The organism is Flavobacterium rhamnosi (assembly GCF_048286515.1).
In the GTDB taxonomy this organism is placed as follows: Bacteria; Bacteroidota; Bacteroidia; order Flavobacteriales; family Flavobacteriaceae; genus Flavobacterium.
This window is the reverse complement of the sequence record NZ_JBLVPS010000002.1, coordinates 149,349-166,577: the sequence shown is the minus strand read 5'-3', so window position 1 is coordinate 166,577 and position 17,229 is coordinate 149,349. Positions and strand designations below refer to the sequence as shown.

The window sequence follows — 17,229 nt, the reverse complement described above, 5'->3', positions numbered from 1 at the left end:
TGCAGCGGTAAAACCTAGCACCTCAATGGTGAATACTATCCCTGCCGGAATTCTGGTTGAAATGTATAAACCCCAACTATATTGAGTAGTCGGGGCTTTGAAGAACCAATTGGTGACCTTCCTAGAAGGATCCCGTATAGAATAATGTTAGTTCAAAAGTACATTTCCTGCTGCTTTTTTTCAAATTTTCACTTAAATTTTTTATCATGAAAAAGACAGAAAAAATGTAAATCATTAATCTCCATGCAGCAGGGATTGATGTTGGCTCAAGAAGCCATTTTGTAGCAGTAGGACAGAATCCAGAAGATGTGCGAGAATTCGGGGTTTATTCAGCGAACCACGCTGAAATGATTTCATTTTTGAAATGTAAAGGCATCACAACCATCGCTATGGAAAGTACTGGAAGTTATTGGCAGACACTGTTTTTTGAATTACAACGCTCTGGTTATGAAGTCATATTAGTTTCTGGATACCAGACTAAAAATGTACGAGCAAAAACTGATGTTAAAGATTGCCAATGGATACAAAAACTTCATTCAGTAGGCCTGCTCAGAGGATGTTTTTTACCTTGTGAACAAACTGCCAGACTGCGGGTGCTGCATCGCCACCGGTCTTCAATCCAAGCAAATGCTGCAGCAATGATAAACAAAATGCAAAAATCACTTCGGCTGATGAATTTACGATTAGATGTTGTTTTAGGTGATATAGTCGGTAAAACTGGTACAGCTATAATAGAATCCATTCTGCAAGGAGAACGCAATGGGCTGGTATTAGCTCAATTAACCGATCCTCGGGTTAGAAAATCAAAGCAGGAAATAGCGGAACCATCACTGCTTATTCCGGTGAACGTGTGTGCCCTTCTTAAGATGGCGTTTTTTGTTATCCGTAATTTGTTTCCTTTTTATTAGTGATCTGTTTCCTTTGATTCTCTGTGCTGAATCTAAATTTGTATTATAAAAATTTAAAAGATGAAAGACGAAGAAAATTCAAGGAGAAAATTTATTCAACATACAGCAGTTGTTGGTGCTGGTTTGCTATTTGCGCCAAATTTATTGTCAGCAACTAATACTTCATCATATTCAAAACAAATTAGCGATAATAAAGACAAAAATATGAAAACAAGAAAACTAGGAACTCTGGAAGTTTCTGAAATCGGTCTTGGATGCATGAATATGGTTGGAAACTACAACCCACCGGCAAATCATCAACAATCTGTTAAAACTATACGTACCGCATTTGAAAATGGAGTAAGATTCTTCGACACAGCAGAAGTATATGGTCCTTATACAGATGAAAAACTTGTTGGCGAAGCGCTCCAGCCTTTTCGTAATCAAGTCAAGATTGCTACAAAATTCGGGTTTGCAATTGATGGTACTGCTGGATTAGACAGTAGACCAGAACGAATCAAGAAAGTTGTTGAAGAATCACTTACGCGTCTTCGAACCGATCATATTGATTTATATTATCAACATCGAGTTGATCCTAACGTTCCAATCGAAGAAGTTGCAGGTACTATTAAGGAGCTTATCCAACAAGGCAAAGTGTTGCATTTTGGACTTTCCGAAGCTAGTGCAAAAACAATTCAGCGCGCACATGCCGTTCAAAAGGTATCGGCTGTTCAGTCAGAATATTCATTGTGGACACGTAATGTTGAGTTAAATGGAGTGCTGAAAACTTGTGAGGACTTAGGCATTGGGTTCGTGCCTTGGGCTCCTGTAGGTGCAGGTTTTTTGACTGGTAAATTCGATACAACTACTAAATTCGACAAGGAATCAGATTTCCGCGCGGGCTTCCCTCGTTTTTCAAAAGAATTTTTACCCTTGAATATGCCAATGATAGAGTGGCTAAAAGAGTATGCTAAAAAAAAGAATGCAACACCAGCCCAAATTGCCCTGGCGTGGTTACTTGCTAAAAGCCCGAATATCGTTCCAATTCCTGGTACTCGTACTGAGGAACATTTATTAGAAAACCTTGGTGCGTCAAAAATTAATTTAACAAAAGAAGATATACAAAGTATAGAAATCTGTTTTACAAAATTCCCTGTTTACGGCGACCGTATGGGCGAAGCACATATGAGTTCAATTGACTACACTATTTAATTACAAAATCAAGAAATTATAATAAAGATGAAAAAGGTATTATTAATCAATACACACTTAACGTATCCAAATTGGTCAGAAGGATTATTAAACGATGCTTTCAACCAAAAAGCTAAAGATTTTTTTGAATCAAAAAATTTTGAAATTTTAGAAACAAAAGTAGAAGACGGCTACGACGCAAACAAAGAAGTAGAAAAACATCTTCAAGCTGATATTATCATTCTTCAAACACCTGTCAATTGGTTTGGTGCGCCGTGGATTTATAAAAAATATGTAGATGAAGTTTTCAATAGCGGATTACATAGTCAAAAGTTTCTTTCAGGAGATGGTAGAACCAGAGAAGATTTAACCAAACAATATGGGACAGGTGGAAAAATGCAAGGAAAAAAATTTATGATTTCTGCTACTTTTAATGCGCCAGCTGAAAGTTTTGACAATCCTCTGCAGTCTTTAATGCAAGGAAAAAGAACAGAAGATCTATTTTTAAATATTACAAGCAATTATCGTTTTTGTGGTGTGGAAATTTTAAAAGGTTATAACTGTTTTGATATTTTTAAAGATGGTGATATTGCTAATGATATAGCACATTATCCTAAACATTTAGAAAAAATTATAGGTTAACAATTATATAATCAAGCTTGAGGGATTCGAACCAATAATCTCTGTAAATTCAGGGTTTATCAATCTTAGAACAAGATCGAAATACTTTTCGAAGCGAAAAAAATCTCCAAAATCAAATGACTTTGGAGGTTTCTAAATTATGGTGGTCCGCACGGAACTATTGCGAACCATTTTATGCAAGATTTGAAGAAATTGAGCATCTCTATACAGTAGACTAAATTGGTAGCTATGGTCCTGTCTCGACACAAAACTTATTCAGTTGTTGGAAAAAATAATTCTTAAAAATATTTCAGAAACTGAAAGTCGTCATGAATTTAAACTCGAAGATGGTAGGTCCTTTAGCTTAAAAATATTTTTCGCAATTGACTTTTATCCATTCTTCTTTAAATTTTACGCTTAAGAATTTTTAGTATGATGTATTTTTCATTTTCAACGTATTCTCACCAATATTAAAAGCATATAGAGCAGATGGTATAAAAGTAAAACGCAAATCTGCAATTTCTTTTACTGCTTCTTTATCAATAGAAGTTACTACTGCACTTTTAAAATCATTTGCCTGACAAAACTGAATTAGGCTATTTAATTCCTGCGGTTTATCAAAATAACGATTGCTCCATTTTATTTCAATTCCCCACAATGGCTTAAATTTTTTATCATCCAATAAAACCAAATCAACTTCTCCTTCTTTTTTATCTTTCCATCTTGCATAGGATAAGTCCAAGTTCTCTCGGTGCATCCATTGCGACAAAATAGCTGTTTCTACCATATTTCCCATTTCACTATCGGTTTCCGATATAGGTGAAAACATCGCTGTTCTTAAAGATGGATTGGTTAAATACACTTTAAAACTGGTCACTCTTTTTAATCGTTTGGCGTTAATATCTACCTTATTCAATACTTTAATTAAGAACGCCGATTCTAAATATTCTAAATATTTCTTCAAAGTATCTTTAGTAATGCCACTTTCTCTTGACATCGTTTCATAGGAGAATTCATTTCCTGTATTATAAGCGATATATGTAAAAAAACGATTCAATTCTTGAACATCTTTAATACCGTAAAGACTTGGTAAATCTCGTAAAAGTACCTTGTCTACAATATCATTTTTTACATATCTACCCATATCACTTTGTATTTTTTCAGACAAAACAACCTCCGGATAACCACCAAAATTTAAGTAGTTTAGAAACTCTTTATTTAAAGCCTTTATATCATGTGTTATTGTATATGGTATTTTTCGAGTAGCATAATCAATTTCTCCCTTCAATATTAAATGATTCATATTCTTAAGATGAATATATTCTTGAAAAGTTAAAGGTGGTAACATAAAATCTGTGAATCTTCCTGCACCACTTTCGGTGCTGTGCCATCTTAATGCAGCTGCTGCTGATCCCGAAACAATAAATTTGCTGTCAGGGTATGAATCCACTAGGACTTTTAAATGACGTTCCCAATCTTTTAAATATTGTACTTCATCAAAAAAGACGTAGCAACCATCTAAATTTTGTAATTTGACAGCATCTTTACAGAGCAGTAATATGTCTTCCAGGCTTAAATTTAGATATAGCGGATTGTCTATACCTACAAAAAATATTTTTTGAGGATTAATTTCTTCTTGAATTAGTTGATCTATGGAATGAAACATCATTACGGTCTTACCAACACGACGAGGTCCCATCAAAACTACTGCCCTGCGAATATCTTTTTCTTTAACAAAAGGATAAAACAAATCAAAGTACAGTCGCTTTTGCATATTTTTATATGCTGAATGTACCGCTTTAGAAACCCACCACGGATTTTCGTAGTGCAAACGTTCTATTATTTTTTCTGTTGGAATAATACTTGAAATTTTCATAATAACTCTTATTTATGTAAAATTAACAAAAATAAGAATGCTTCAGACTATCTATTTATATTTTTTTAATACTAATAGAAAATAAAGCATTTTTTTTAAAGTCTGTTTATCCTCAATAATCTATTTACTCGTTATATTTCTAATATTTTCGAATTATATCATTGTGGAAAAACCATTCAATATCAGTTTTATTTGACCTTCCAACTACTTTATTTTTCATGTTATTAGAAGCCATTTAAATTATAGGCTGTTTTGACAACTCCTCCAGCTTAAGCGAGGGCACTGAAAAACATCCCTTGTTTTTGATTAGTGTCGTTTTTTAGACAAAAAAAAACGCTTGTAACAGGATTTTAAAGATCCGTTATAAGCGTTTTTGTTTTTACAACTGTTTTTTATTGTATGCTGTATCAGTCGATTTTTGACTTATATAGGTTGATTCTGGATACTGTTCATAAAGGTTGCGATTTCCTACATTAATTTCAGTATTCTTTTTAAGTTGACTGCGAAAATTGCTATTGCTCCTTGCATTTGCATATTGGTAATGCCATACGATATTGCTCTATCATATCCATGTACATTTTTTAACTCGCTATTTTTTGCCCGTCTAAAGACCCAAGTGTATGTGGCTTTCTTGAAAAATTATCGTAATTAATATTTATCAGGATCTTGCGAAGTGTTAAAAATGGCGTTTAGAAAAACTGTTTTCGATGGTTCGTCGACAATAAAAAAAGCGATATACGGAAACTTCTTAAAAGGCAAAAAGCGGTAATTATTATCGTGAAACTGATAAAAGGGGCTTGTTTGTAAAGCTTTAGAAGTTTTTTTGTAATCTTTCAAAAAATCGAGAGCTACTTTCTTACTGGCTTTGTAAATATAATATTCAATGGCATTCTCGATGTTTTTTGAAGCAATAGGCGAAATAATAATCCTATAACTCATACTTGCTTTTTAAACTAGTATAAAGTGTTTCCGCTTCAATATATTGGCTTTTATCAGAGTTTAGTTGGCTATCCAATATTTTTTGTTGTTCGTCGGTTAATACATAAGGTGGATTAGAAGAACTCATCAAGTTTTTAATTTTCTCGACAAGAGAATAATCCTGTATCTGGGTAATCCAGTTTATGATATTTAATTTTTCGTTTTGCAGTTGTTGTGTGTTCATAATCTTTTGTTTTTATAATGCAGCTACATTTAATTGAAAGAAATTCTTGAATTTAGATTTGGTTAATACCGCTATAAATGCCTTATTTGTCTTTGTCTTACAGTTGCTCTATTATTTGTGTTTTTTATTAGAAGCTTTATTTTACTTCTGTAGGAATTTCTTCTTTTGATTTGTTCTTTAGCTATGCCACAATATTTACAAATCTTTTCAGCGACTTTAATGGAAAGTTCCTTTTCTCTTTTTTCAGTTTTATTGTAATTAACGGCATGCAAACCTCAATATTGACCACTCTTTTTAGAAGCAATCCTTTTTGGTACATAATCTTCTTTGTGTTTAAGCTGATTTGTATGCGTATAGCACTTTAAAAGCAATAGTACAAATATAGTCAATAAGCGAATTTTAAGCAAATAATTTAGACCATAAAAAAACCTCCAAAATCAAATGACTTTGGAGGCTTGTAATTTTGTGGTCCATACGGGACTGTTTACGAACCATTTTTTACAGGATTTGAAGAAAATTTCAATGAAGCTTTAAGTGATCCTTTCTGCTTATTCCGTTGAAAGTGTATTCAACGGAAACTGATTAAACATTTCAACACTTTAAAATAAGTGTTTTTCTCTAAAAAGCATAAAAAATAAGTATTTTTCACTCAGAATAAGCGTTTTTCACCTTTATTAAGGATTTTTTTATTTATATTTGAATAATCATTTTTCACTAAATCACATGGTAAATAAGTCCTTTTCACTTAAAATAAGTGTTTTTCACGGTCGCAGTACACCAGAAGAAGGTTTGTTGGTGGGATATGGGGCTCTAATAGAAGGCTATGCTTTGATGATGCCACTACCTAATAATCTAACACTGATAAGCTCCAAAAAACGTCAGTACAATAGAGACCAATGGCGAGTACTTTCCTCTCGTTATGAACCGGAAGATACGCTCTACAAACAATTGGTTTTTGCGCTAAAATATGAAGGGGTAAATCTGTTGTTTTTTAAAAAACTATTCGAAAAACTATCTACAGCCGAGATAGAAACACTTGTGCAACTCGAACCACAAGGACAATATAGTCGAAAAATTTGGTTTTTGTACGAATGGCTATTAGGTGCTAAACTAAATATTCTGGATTTAGATAAAGGTAATTTTGTGTCCTTATTAGATGAAACAATACAATATGCTTCACCTATAAGTATCAATTCCAGCCGACACCGTATTAAAAACAATTTATCTGGTACAGTTTATTTTTGCCCTTTGATATTTAAAACTCAAAAATTGGAAAGCTACATAGAAGCTAATCTTTCTAGCAAAAAAGACGCCTATTTAAATGCCATTCACAAAGACGTATTGCATCGTGCATCAGCATTTTTATTACTTAAAGACTCTAAAGCATCCTTTACGATAGAAGGCGAAAATCCAACAAATACTCGTGCTGTGAGATGGGGAAGAGCCATAGGGCAAGCAGGTTCAAAACCTTTAGACAAAGAAGAACTACTGCGATTGCAGCAAATAGTAATAGAAAATAGTCGTTTTCTAAAAATGGGCTTTAGAGACGAAGGAGGTTTTGTGGGCGAACACGATAGAATTACCGGAGAACCCATGCCCGAACATATTTCGGCAAAATGGCAAGACATTGAACCCTTGATTGACGGATTAATTGCAACTTATAAAAGCATAGAAGATTCTGGCTTTAATGCGGTTTTAGCAGCAGCAAAAATAGCCTTTGGTTTTGTTTTTATTCATCCTTTTGTAGATGGTAATGGTAGAATACACCGCTATTTAATACATCATATTTTGGCAAAAATGCAATTTGCACAACAAGGAATAATTTTTCCGGTTTCGGCTTCTATTTTAAATCATATCGATGATTATAGAATAGTATTAGAATCTTTTTCGCATCCATTATTAGACTTTATAGATTGGAAAACGACAAATACCAACAATGTGGAAGTCTTGAATGAAACGATTGATTATTACCGCTATTTTGATGCTACAAAACAAGCTGAATTTTTATATGATTGCGTAAATGATACTATTGAAAACGTAATTCCCAATGAGGTAAACTATCTTCAAAAATATGATAATTTGAAACGATATCTGGACGATACGTTTCAAATGCCTGACAAGACAGTCGCTTTGCTCATTCGATTTTTAGAACAAAATAATGGAAAACTTTCAAAAAGAGCTCTTGAAAATGAATTTTCCGCTTTGATAGATGATGAGGTAAAGGAGATTGAGGATAATTATAGGGCCTATTTTTACAACTAATGACAAGAGAGATTCAAAATAATTTTTCGGAAAATATAAGGCATAAAAAAGTGGCTGTCTATTTTGAGACAGCCACTTTGTGGTCCATACGGGACTGTTTACGAACCGCTTTGTACATGATTTAAAAATACTTGGAATCAAATAAGTTGCTAGTAAGCTGACCAGATAGGCTTTGAGGATGTACTACTAATTTTCAAAAAAAAGAGCTATCTTAACCTAATGAAAATGAAAGAGTCAATACAAATGAAATTAGTAGAGTTTTTGACCTTATGCAAAAGTCATAATGTTAAAAACATTTATGCTTTTGGTTCTGCCGTGACTGAAAATTTCAATGATGAGTCTAGCGATATAGATTTATTAATCGAAATTGAAAACGAAGACCCAATAGAGCGTGGAGAAATTTTGATGGATATTTGGGACAAACTTGAAGACTTTTTCCAAAGAAAAGTTGATTTGTTGACAAATTCATCAATTAAAAATCCGATTCTTAGAAAAAATATAGACGCTACAAAAATTTTACTTTATGACGGAAAAGAGCAAAAAGTATCTTTCTGATGTCTTAATGGCAATAAACTTAATTCGCGAATTTACTATTGAAATTACGCTTTTACAGGAAAATATCCAGAAGCTCATATTTTTGCGACAGGAAGTAGTGAAGCAAGAACAAGATTATACCGAATGGGTATTACAAATAATTTAGAAGAATTGAAAAATGACTTCTATGTTTACGGATTAAAAATAGACGAAGCATTTGAATCATTTATTGTTGGAGAAGATTATTTGGGGTTTTTAATAACAAGAAAAAATTAAAATTATGAAAGTTGAAGATTTAAATAAAGCAAAAATACCGGTAGTTAAGATTAATAAAAAATTGGAAGAATTTAAAGGAAAAATTTTGTTTCCCGAAAAACTTGAATTGGCTAATAAAATGCTTGAAAAAGTTCAGCTTCCAGTAGAAACGTCAAAATAACCTTCTGCTGACAGATAAGGCTTCGTTGGGCTTGAAAAGCCAACAATGAAGCATGTGTTGAACGGAACTGATTCCACTTCCGTCCACTATGAGGTTGTCGTTAAGTATTTTGACAGTTTTCAAGAGGATGAGTAGTCCTCTTTTTTTTGAAGTATAAAACGGTTGGTTTTATAGTGTTTTCCGTCACTTTTATGCGTAACTGCCCATACCCGTGCCAAGTTAGCTTTGTTGGGTTTTCGCTTTTTGGCTAACGCCCAAGATACCAAGGCGGCGGTCCTCGGGTGTCAAAAATCAGAATGGTATGTAAGTTGCTACTTTGCAACATTGACACTTTCTAATTTCAGCTACTTTAGCTTCTTTTGTAGTTGGTTGAATTTTTGCTTCCCAACAGGTTTTGGGATTGATCCGAAAAGACCTTAAGTTATTCGAACCTCTTACCGTCAGTAAATACAAGTGTTTTTAATTTTTATGTAAAAAAGACCTAATTTTTGAACCAAAAAAACCTCCAAAATCATAAGACTTTGGAGGTTTTTAAAATTATGGTGGTCCTTACGGTACCGTTTACGAACCATTTTATGCAAGATTTAAAGAAACTTACAATCAAAAAGTATTTTTAAAATTCCTGCGATATGTTGCATTCTTGAAAATACGAAAGCTCCTGATTTATCCCAGCATTTCAATATATTTGTTTGCAATAAAATATTTTTTTTCATAGACTTGGGTTGGCAGAAATTATAAAAAACCTGAGCGTTATAAAAACTTTTTTCCTAAATTTGAGCATGATTCTAATAGAAAGAAATATTGATGGTCTAAAAAAGCTTTGTTCTACATACAATGTGGACAAAATGTATCTTTTTGGATCAGCTCTAAATTCAAATTTTAGTGACAAAAGTGATATTGATTTTCTAGTCAAATTTAAATCTATTGAATTATCTCAATACTTTGAGAATTATATCAATCTAAAAGAGAATTTGAAGAAATTGTTTGGTCGTGAAGTAGATTTACTTGAAGAACAAACACTTAAAAATCCAATTCTTATAAAATCCATAAATAAATCTAAAGAGCTTATTTATGGATGAAAGAATCCTGAAATGGTTATTTGACATTAAAATGGCTATTGATGAAATTGATGGTTATTTTATAAACGAACAAAAGGATTTTTTTAAATATCGAGATAACTTGATGTTGAAAAGAGCGGTCGAAAGAGATTTAGAAATTATTGGTGAGGCAATGAATAGAATTATCACTCGCGATAATAATTATATAATTAAAATAACGAGCGCTAAAGCGATTGTTGGATTAAGGAATCAAGTTATCCATGCCTATGATAATATTTCTGATGAAAATATTTGGTCAGTTCTCATAAATCATCTTCCAAAACTTAAAGGCGAAATCGAAAATTTAATAGCCGAAAAATAACTACTAATAGCAAGGATTCGTCGTTCGTGTAACTCAAAAAAAATGAAACCTGTGTTGAACTGGTGAGGATAAATTAATTGGTACAATTTGTCTATTTGAGTTTTTAGGCGATTTAACGAAATGTGAAATTGGATACGAGCTTCTTGCGGAATATCATGGTCAAGGAATTATGATCGAAGCTGCGAGGAAAGTTTTAGAATACGCAATTAAAACACATGGACTAAAAACAATAGATGCACAAACACATAAAAATAATCAAAGCTCAACTAAACTTCTTCAAAAATTAAATTTTAAGAAATTGGACGATATCGTCGAAAATAATCCAAATCTTATTTAGATTGATAGTAGTGCATTCCTAGGGTTACACTACATCAGGCGCGATTACGTTGAAGACATGGTACACCCTTCTAGAGATATACAACATCTTCAATTTGGATGCATCTCGAAAGGACTAAACCAAACCGAGGCCATTACAAAGTCGAGGCCTGTAGGTGCTAGTATACAAAAAACGAAACATATAAAATATGAGATTTAAAATATTGCTTTTTACATAAACAGCACTCTGTTTTTCGAACCATAAAAAAACCTCCAAAATCATAAGACTTTCGAGGTTTTTAAAATTATGGTGGAGTGTCAGGGACCACAATCGAACACTTAATACCAATTTTGACTTTTTTCGAGAACTTAAAGTAAGTTTCCTAAAGGTTCGAATCCTATTATGGTCAATTAAATCCCCTTTCATTACGATAGGGATTTCTTCATGCCTTTTTTCTGTCATTTGGCAAGTATTAACCTATAAAACAATAATCAATAGCATTGGCGTAATCAGACGAGCCAATTGATCCGTTTTTGAGTCCCAAACTACCTTTTTCTGACGAATTATATATAATATAATATATTATATATTTAAGTGTATTTTTAGTATATTTGTATACTATATTATATATTTATGTCTAAATACAGTGCAACAAAAACGCCAACAGCAGTTATGCATGAATTGGTTTTAAAGACCCAGCAATTGCGTAAAAAAAACAGAATATCACAACTTGAATTGTCTAAGCGATCTGGTGTGTCATTTGGAAGCATTAAACGTTTTGAAACAACTGGTCAAATTTCGCTGGAATCGCTATTGAAATTGGCTTATTTTTTTAACAGGCTTGACGATTTTACAGCTGTATTTCTGATTGATTCTGATTTAGAAACTGTAGAAAAATTATTCAGCAATAAAACCAGATAGTAATGAAACCCATTCAAAAAGTTATAGTTTCGATTGATTTTGGAGGTAAAGAACTGCAGGTTGGAGAATTGATAAAGGAAGGTAAAGGCATTTATTTTAAATACTATACTGAATTCCTCAAATCTGGACTTGAACTTTCTCCTTTTCATTTACCGTTGCATGACCGCATATACACTGCTTCCTCACAACCCTTTGAAGGATTGTTTGGTGTGTTTTCAGATTCATTACCTGACGGATGGGGACGTTTATTGCTAGGCAGAACATTGACTGCTAGAGGTGTTTTAATAGAAGATATCACTCCTTTACACCGATTGTCTTATGTTGGTTTAAAGGGTATGGGGGCGTTGATTTATCGACCTCAAATTGAATCCTCTTTTCAAGAAATATTTCAAATCGAGTTAGATGCTATTTCTAAAGAAATGACTGCAGTATTACAAGGATCTAGTTCTTTAGTGATTGATGAATTATATGAAATGGGTGGTTCATCGGGAGGAGCAAGACCTAAGATACTCGTTGGGTACCACCCAGGAACCGGACATTTGATTCATGGTATTGAACCGTTGCCTGAGGGTTATGAACACTGGCTAATTAAATTTCCATCATCAAGCGATAGAATAGATATTGCACCAATAGAATACGCTTATCATAAAATGGCTCTAGCTGCTGGAATTATTATGAATCCCTGCAAGTTATTTGAAAGTGAATCCGGAAAGGTGTTTTTTGGCACCAAACGATTTGACCGAACTGAGAATAGCCGATTACATTTACAGTCGGCAGCCGGCATGCTGAACGATAACTTTAGGTATAGCACCATGGATTACGGTAATTTGATGGATGCCACTTTCCGATTGGAAAATGACGTAGCTGGACATGAGAAAATACTAAGGATAGGAGCCTTTAATGTTTTTACTCATAACCGAGACGATCATAGTAAAAATATATCTTATCTGATGGATTCAGAAGGGAAATGGCAATTGGCACCCGCTTATGACCTGACTTATTCCAATTCGTCACATGGAATGCATAGTACAACTATAGCTAGGGAGGGTATATCTCCAGGGAAAAGCCATTTGATTGAACTTGCTAATGAATTCCGATTAAGACATGGGGCTCTAATTATAGAGCAGGTGACCGATGCTGTATCACAATGGAGATCTTATGCCAAAGACGCGGGCGTCGCAAAAGAATCTATGGTTTTAATTGAAAAGAAGATACAGGGTACTTTGAAGTTATAATTAACTCGTAGTGGTGTTTGCTTTTTATAAGAAAAAAAATCTATTATTTGTCTCTAATTAATTACATTTGAAATATTAGTTTTGCAATTTATAAAGAATCTTATAAGGCCAATTTAATTCTATATTGTCGCAATACCGCAAATAACGACAATTTTTAATTGTTTTTGTCGGGATAATTTTATAGTGACAAAAAAATATGCGGTAATTAGTAATTTGTGAAGTATAGTACATGAAAAAATAAAGCCACTGTCTTCCAGTGGCTTTATTTGTCTTTCTGTGGTCCTTACGGTACCGTTTACGAACCATTTCCTACATGATTTGAAGAAACTTGCAACAAAATAACCACTGTCATTATTAACGACCAGCTATTCTTATTCTGAAATATTGAAGAAAAAATCAAAGTAAAACTATGTTGATATTTAATGAATCTTAAAGAAAAAATACTGCATTTATAAAATACTACGTTGTTAGTATAAGTTTATTTGTTTAAATTGCATGAAATTTTTAGATATGAACAGAAAGAGTTGTCTTCCTCCGCCTAGATTTTAATAATTAACTACGCAATTACATGGTTATTTGTCGACTTATTTTTCGGCGATTTTATCTATGGCTATTGCTCAATTTATTATTAATTTTTAATCATGTACTTAGGTACAGACAATTCTTATGAAAAAATCATATTTGGTATTACACATCGCTGTAATCCTAGCTGGCTTTACTGGTATATTCGGTAAGCTTATATCTCTTAATGAAGGACTTTTAGTTTGGTATAGAGTATTATTTTCCTCTATTGTTTTATTTCTAATTTTAAAAGTATTCCGGATATCAACAAATATTAAACTTCAGGAGAAGTTTGATATTGCAAAAATTGGACTGTTTATTACTATTCATTGGGTATTTTTCTATGCGAGTATAAAGTACTCAAACATTTCTATAGGAGTGGTATGCTATTGCCTAACCAGTTTTTTCACTGCAATTTTTGCACCTTTAATCAACCGACGTGGATTTAGTTTGTCGGAATTAGCTTTAAGCTTGATCACGCTAACGGGTATAGCTTTAATTTTTCATTTTGATTCATCTTATCAATTAGGTATAATTCTCGGCGTTGTTTCATCAGCATTTGCAGCACTTTATACAATATATAATGAAAAACTAGTAAGAAACTATGACAGCAGAATCATTAATTACTATCAAATGATCGGCGGAACAGTAGGACTTGGAATGCTGCTTCCATTTTATCTTCACTTTTTTCCTGTTGACACCATCGTTCCAAGCCTTAGAGATACTTATTATCTTATTTTATTAGCTTCATTTTGTACAGTTGGTCTTTATGTATTGTTTGCTGAATCTTTAAAACACATGTCAGCCTTTACAGTCAATTTAAGCTTCAATCTTGAACCTGTATACGCAATTATCTTAGCGTTTCTATTTTTTAATGAAAGTAAGGAATTGAATATCTCGTTTTACATCGGGTTGTTTTTTGTAATGGTCTCGGTATTATTACAAACTATAATTTCGCTGAGGAAATAAGCAACTTAACCTCTTACAAAATAATAAGAGGTATAAATATCTTCTTGAGCTAAATATATTAAGAGTGAGGAAAGTAAGTTAGGGAGATAAAAATACCTATTTCTTACCAAAATTAAAAATACTAATTATCAACTATTTACAAATTAAAAAAGATCAAATTTCAATGAGGTCAGATTGTTTTCGGAATTACTGCCAAAATTACTTGAAAAATGAACCTTAAGCTATTCGAATAGTTATTCTCAGTAAATACAGATGTTGAGAAAATTAAGTAATGATCAATTCAATTAATTCGAACCATAAAAAAACCTCCAAAATCAAATGACTTTGGAGGTTTGTAATTTTTGGTGGGCGATGAGGGGTTCGAACCCCCGACCCCCTCGGTGTAAACGAGGTGCTCTGAACCAGCTGAGCTAATCGCCCTACTGCAATTTAGTAATTTTCATTACCTTATTGCGAGTGCAAATATAAGCTTGTTTTTCGCATATCCAAAACATTTTTAAATAAATTTTAATATTTTTTGTGGGTGAAATTATATTTGATTGGTATTTAATTTATTAGGTCTAATAAATATTCTCAAATAAACTCCGTTTACTCTAGATAAGATGGAGTTTATTTGAGAAATTATAAGTTATTTGGATAAAGAAGGAACATTGGTGTAGATGAAATCGCCATGCATACCAGTAAAGGTCTTATTGAGTTCATCAAAAAACACTTTTCTATCTTCTTCTTTTGGCCATGCTGCTTTAATTAATTCGTTTTGTTTGTCGCTGGATTTTTCTAAATCGGATAAGGAATCATAATAATAGGCTTCAAGGAAGTCTCTACTGTCTGCTCCCCATGAATGACGGTGAGGGTAATATCCTTTTATATAGGGATCATTCATGGTAATTTTTTCATTGAATTCTTTTAGTCCTTTACCTTTGCCGTTCATCGACATTTGCGATTTTCGCACATATACAACCATTGGTTCTTTTGTAGTTGCTTTGAATTCTTTGGTGCCGGTAATAGAAGAGTAGATTTCGTCAGAATGGATAGGGGAGTAATAGCTGTTGTATTTTTCGAAAAACGCAGTTCTTGCTTTTTCATCTGGCCAGCCTTTTTTGACTAGTTCGTTTGTTATCTCGCCCGATTTTTCTATATCTTCCCATGTTTTAAAAGCGGAAACGTGTAAAATTTCGGAACTGTTTTCTGTGTAATAATGATTGAGAATTTCGGAACCAATTATTAAATCATTCTTACTGGTAACTTTGTCAAAGTATTCTTGTTCGGTTTCCTTCCAGTCTTTTCTATCGGAATCTAAATTCCGATGCATAGTCGTTACTGTAATAAAAATAGGTTCCGGGGTTTGTTCTTGAGCAAACATGCCAGCGCTTAACAAGAATGTTAAAATTAACATTCTTAATACTAAATTGTCTTTCTTTTTCATAATAGTTTAAGAATTAAGTGATTATTAAAAAATAGTAGTCACATAAATTTAACAAATTATGAATCAAGTAGTTATCGAAATAAGTGATTTATTTTAAGATAATAATTGGTGCAAAATTTAAATCCTCATATTTAAAGGCAATTCGGCCACTACGAAGGTACTACCACCAATAAAAATGAAATCTTTTTTTGTAGCATTATTCTTAGATTCTCTGTAAGCTTCTGTTACAGAGCGGTATGTGTTTCCATTTAGATTGTAATTTTGCGCTTTTTCTTGTAAAATTGATGCGTCTAAACCACGGGGGATTTCCGGTTTGCAGAAATAATAAATAGCGTTTTTTGGGAATAAAGGTAAAATTTCATCCAGATCTTTGTCATTCACAACTCCTAGTACAATATGTAGTTTTTCGAATGTTTCTTTTTGGATTTGATTCAAAACAATTTCTAATCCATTTTTGTTGTGTGCTGTATCACAAATGACTTTTGGGAATGTGCCTAGTTGTTGCCATCTTCCCTGAAGTCCGGTGTTTTTTACAACCTGTAATAAACCAGATTTGCTATTTTCAGGAGTGATTTTAAATTCTTTCTGGGTATTTAATACTGCTATGGTTTGCAAAACTGTTTTCTTATTGTGCAACTGATAGTCACCAATTAAATCTGAAGGATATGTTTCTCTGATTAAATCAGACGCAAAATAGATTGTGGAGTTGCATTCTTTGGCTTTAGCTAAAAAAACGGGCTGCGTTTCTGGTGTGTATTCTCCAATTACTACAGGGACGTTAGGCTTTATGATCCCAGCTTTTTCAAAAGCGACGGATTCGAGTGTGTTTCCCAGAAACTGGGTGTGATCCAATCCAATATTCGTTATTACCGAAACAAGAGGCGTGATAATATTAGTGGCATCTAATCTTCCGCCCATTCCTACTTCAATAATAGCTATGTCTACTTTTTCTTCTGCAAAATAATCAAATGCCAATCCAACGGTCATTTCGAAAAAACTCATGTCGTTTGCCTCAAAAAAAAATTTGTGTGCATTGATAAAATTAGTAACAAATTCTTCTGAAATGTCAGTTCCATTAATTTTGATGCGCTCTCTAAAATCTTTTAAATGTGGAGAGGTGTATAGTCCTACTTTATAGCCTGCGTCTTGAAGAATGGAAGCCAACATGTGAGAAGTCGACCCCTTTCCGTTTGTTCCTGCTACATGAATACATTTTATTTTATCCTCTGGATTATCAAGATGATTTGCAAGTAAATGGATATTGGTTAAGTCTTTCTTATAGGCGGAAGCGCCCTGAAGTTGGTACATCGGGAGTTGATTAAACATCCAGTTTATTGTTTCTTGATAGTTCATTTTTGTAATAAAATAAGCATTGTTTAAAATATTTTTCGATTTTTTTAGTTTAATAGTACA

At 32.9% G+C, this 17,229-nt stretch carries 17 protein-coding genes, 1 tRNA gene and 1 pseudogene; 13 read left to right on the top strand and 6 right to left on the bottom strand.

The window, feature by feature from the left end; all coding sequences use genetic code 11:
- Positions 1 to 230: 230 nt before the first annotated feature.
- Genes ACNQGN_RS02360 through ACNQGN_RS02350 form a run of 3 tightly spaced genes read left to right on the top strand, consistent with a single transcriptional unit; the run spans position 231 to position 2,720 of the window.
- The gene (locus ACNQGN_RS02360; protein WP_417986357.1) at positions 231 to 908 is read left to right on the top strand and encodes an IS110 family transposase; all 678 of its coding nucleotides are present in this window, start codon (positions 231 to 233) and stop codon (positions 906 to 908) included.
- Between the two features lie 60 nt (positions 909 to 968).
- On the top strand, positions 969 to 2,099 hold the full coding sequence (locus tag ACNQGN_RS02355) for an aldo/keto reductase (RefSeq protein WP_417986246.1): 1,131 nt from the start codon (positions 969 to 971) through the stop codon (positions 2,097 to 2,099).
- 27 nt (positions 2,100 to 2,126) lie between these two features.
- Entirely contained in the window at positions 2,127 to 2,720 is a 594-nt protein-coding gene (locus ACNQGN_RS02350; protein ID WP_417986245.1) for an NAD(P)H-dependent oxidoreductase, read from the top strand.
- Positions 2,721 to 3,126: 406 nt separating this feature from the next.
- On the opposite strand, the gene ACNQGN_RS02345 is transcribed toward ACNQGN_RS02350, so the two are convergent.
- The 3 genes from ACNQGN_RS02345 to ACNQGN_RS02335 all read right to left on the bottom strand — a co-directional run bounded on the left by ACNQGN_RS02345 (position 3,127) and on the right by ACNQGN_RS02335 (position 5,737).
- Positions 3,127 to 4,575 carry an ATP-binding protein gene (locus tag ACNQGN_RS02345; protein WP_417986244.1) on the bottom strand — a complete coding sequence of 483 codons (1,449 nt, stop codon included), beginning with the start codon at positions 4,573 to 4,575 and terminating at the stop codon, positions 3,127 to 3,129.
- A 648-nt stretch (positions 4,576 to 5,223) separates the two neighbouring features.
- On the bottom strand, positions 5,224 to 5,514 hold the full coding sequence (locus tag ACNQGN_RS02340; protein ID WP_417986243.1) for a type II toxin-antitoxin system RelE/ParE family toxin: 291 nt from the start codon (positions 5,512 to 5,514) through the stop codon (positions 5,224 to 5,226).
- The gene (locus ACNQGN_RS02335; protein WP_417986242.1) at positions 5,504 to 5,737 is read right to left on the bottom strand and encodes a hypothetical protein; all 234 of its coding nucleotides are present in this window, start codon (positions 5,735 to 5,737) and stop codon (positions 5,504 to 5,506) included. The genes ACNQGN_RS02340 and ACNQGN_RS02335 overlap by 11 nt, the downstream gene beginning before the upstream one ends.
- A 723-nt stretch (positions 5,738 to 6,460) precedes the next feature.
- Here ACNQGN_RS02335 and ACNQGN_RS02330 point away from each other — a divergent pair.
- The 10 genes and pseudogenes from ACNQGN_RS02330 (at position 6,461) to ACNQGN_RS02285 (ending at position 14,390) form a co-directional block, all read left to right on the top strand.
- A complete protein-coding gene (locus ACNQGN_RS02330) occupies positions 6,461 to 7,999 on the top strand; it encodes a Fic family protein (protein ID WP_417986241.1) in 1,539 nt (512 codons plus the stop codon).
- A 225-nt stretch (positions 8,000 to 8,224) separates the two neighbouring features.
- On the top strand, positions 8,225 to 8,554 hold the full coding sequence (locus ACNQGN_RS02325) for a nucleotidyltransferase family protein (protein WP_417986240.1): 330 nt from the start codon (positions 8,225 to 8,227) through the stop codon (positions 8,552 to 8,554).
- A 57-nt stretch (positions 8,555 to 8,611) separates the two neighbouring features.
- Positions 8,612 to 8,809: pseudogene (locus ACNQGN_RS02320) on the top strand (DUF6934 family protein); the annotation flags it as partial.
- A gap of 4 nt (positions 8,810 to 8,813) precedes the next feature.
- On the top strand, positions 8,814 to 8,969 hold the full coding sequence (locus tag ACNQGN_RS02315) for a hypothetical protein (RefSeq protein ID WP_417986239.1): 156 nt from the start codon (positions 8,814 to 8,816) through the stop codon (positions 8,967 to 8,969).
- A 779-nt stretch (positions 8,970 to 9,748) separates the two neighbouring features.
- On the top strand, positions 9,749 to 10,048 hold the full coding sequence (locus tag ACNQGN_RS02310; protein ID WP_417958020.1) for a nucleotidyltransferase family protein: 300 nt from the start codon (positions 9,749 to 9,751) through the stop codon (positions 10,046 to 10,048).
- Positions 10,041 to 10,388, top strand: coding sequence for a HepT-like ribonuclease domain-containing protein (locus ACNQGN_RS02305; RefSeq protein WP_417958021.1), 348 nt, complete (start codon positions 10,041 to 10,043; stop codon positions 10,386 to 10,388). Before ACNQGN_RS02310 ends, ACNQGN_RS02305 begins: the two co-directional genes overlap by 8 nt.
- 76 nt (positions 10,389 to 10,464) lie before the next feature.
- Positions 10,465 to 10,725, top strand: coding sequence for a GNAT family N-acetyltransferase (locus tag ACNQGN_RS02300; protein ID WP_417986356.1), 261 nt, complete (start codon positions 10,465 to 10,467; stop codon positions 10,723 to 10,725).
- 612 nt (positions 10,726 to 11,337) lie between these two features.
- Complete coding sequence (locus tag ACNQGN_RS02295; RefSeq protein ID WP_417986238.1) at positions 11,338 to 11,625, top strand: helix-turn-helix domain-containing protein; 288 nt, start codon at positions 11,338 to 11,340, stop codon at positions 11,623 to 11,625.
- A 2-nt stretch (positions 11,626 to 11,627) separates the two neighbouring features.
- A complete protein-coding gene (locus tag ACNQGN_RS02290; protein ID WP_417986237.1) occupies positions 11,628 to 12,860 on the top strand; it encodes a type II toxin-antitoxin system HipA family toxin in 1,233 nt (410 codons plus the stop codon).
- Between the two features lie 666 nt (positions 12,861 to 13,526).
- Entirely contained in the window at positions 13,527 to 14,390 is an 864-nt protein-coding gene (locus tag ACNQGN_RS02285) for a DMT family transporter (protein WP_417986236.1), read from the top strand.
- A 342-nt stretch (positions 14,391 to 14,732) separates the two neighbouring features.
- Here ACNQGN_RS02285 and ACNQGN_RS02280 read toward each other — a convergent pair.
- The 3 genes from ACNQGN_RS02280 to ACNQGN_RS02270 all read right to left on the bottom strand — a co-directional run bounded on the left by ACNQGN_RS02280 (position 14,733) and on the right by ACNQGN_RS02270 (position 17,169).
- A tRNA-Val gene (locus tag ACNQGN_RS02280) sits at positions 14,733 to 14,810 on the bottom strand.
- Positions 14,811 to 15,018: 208 nt separating this feature from the next.
- Positions 15,019 to 15,816, bottom strand: coding sequence for a hypothetical protein (locus tag ACNQGN_RS02275; RefSeq protein WP_417986235.1), 798 nt, complete (start codon positions 15,814 to 15,816; stop codon positions 15,019 to 15,021).
- A gap of 117 nt (positions 15,817 to 15,933) precedes the next feature.
- Positions 15,934 to 17,169 (bottom strand): bifunctional folylpolyglutamate synthase/dihydrofolate synthase, encoded by a 1,236-nt coding sequence (locus tag ACNQGN_RS02270; protein WP_417986234.1) that lies wholly within the window; start codon positions 17,167 to 17,169, stop codon positions 15,934 to 15,936.
- Between the last annotated feature and the right edge of the window lie 60 nt (positions 17,170 to 17,229).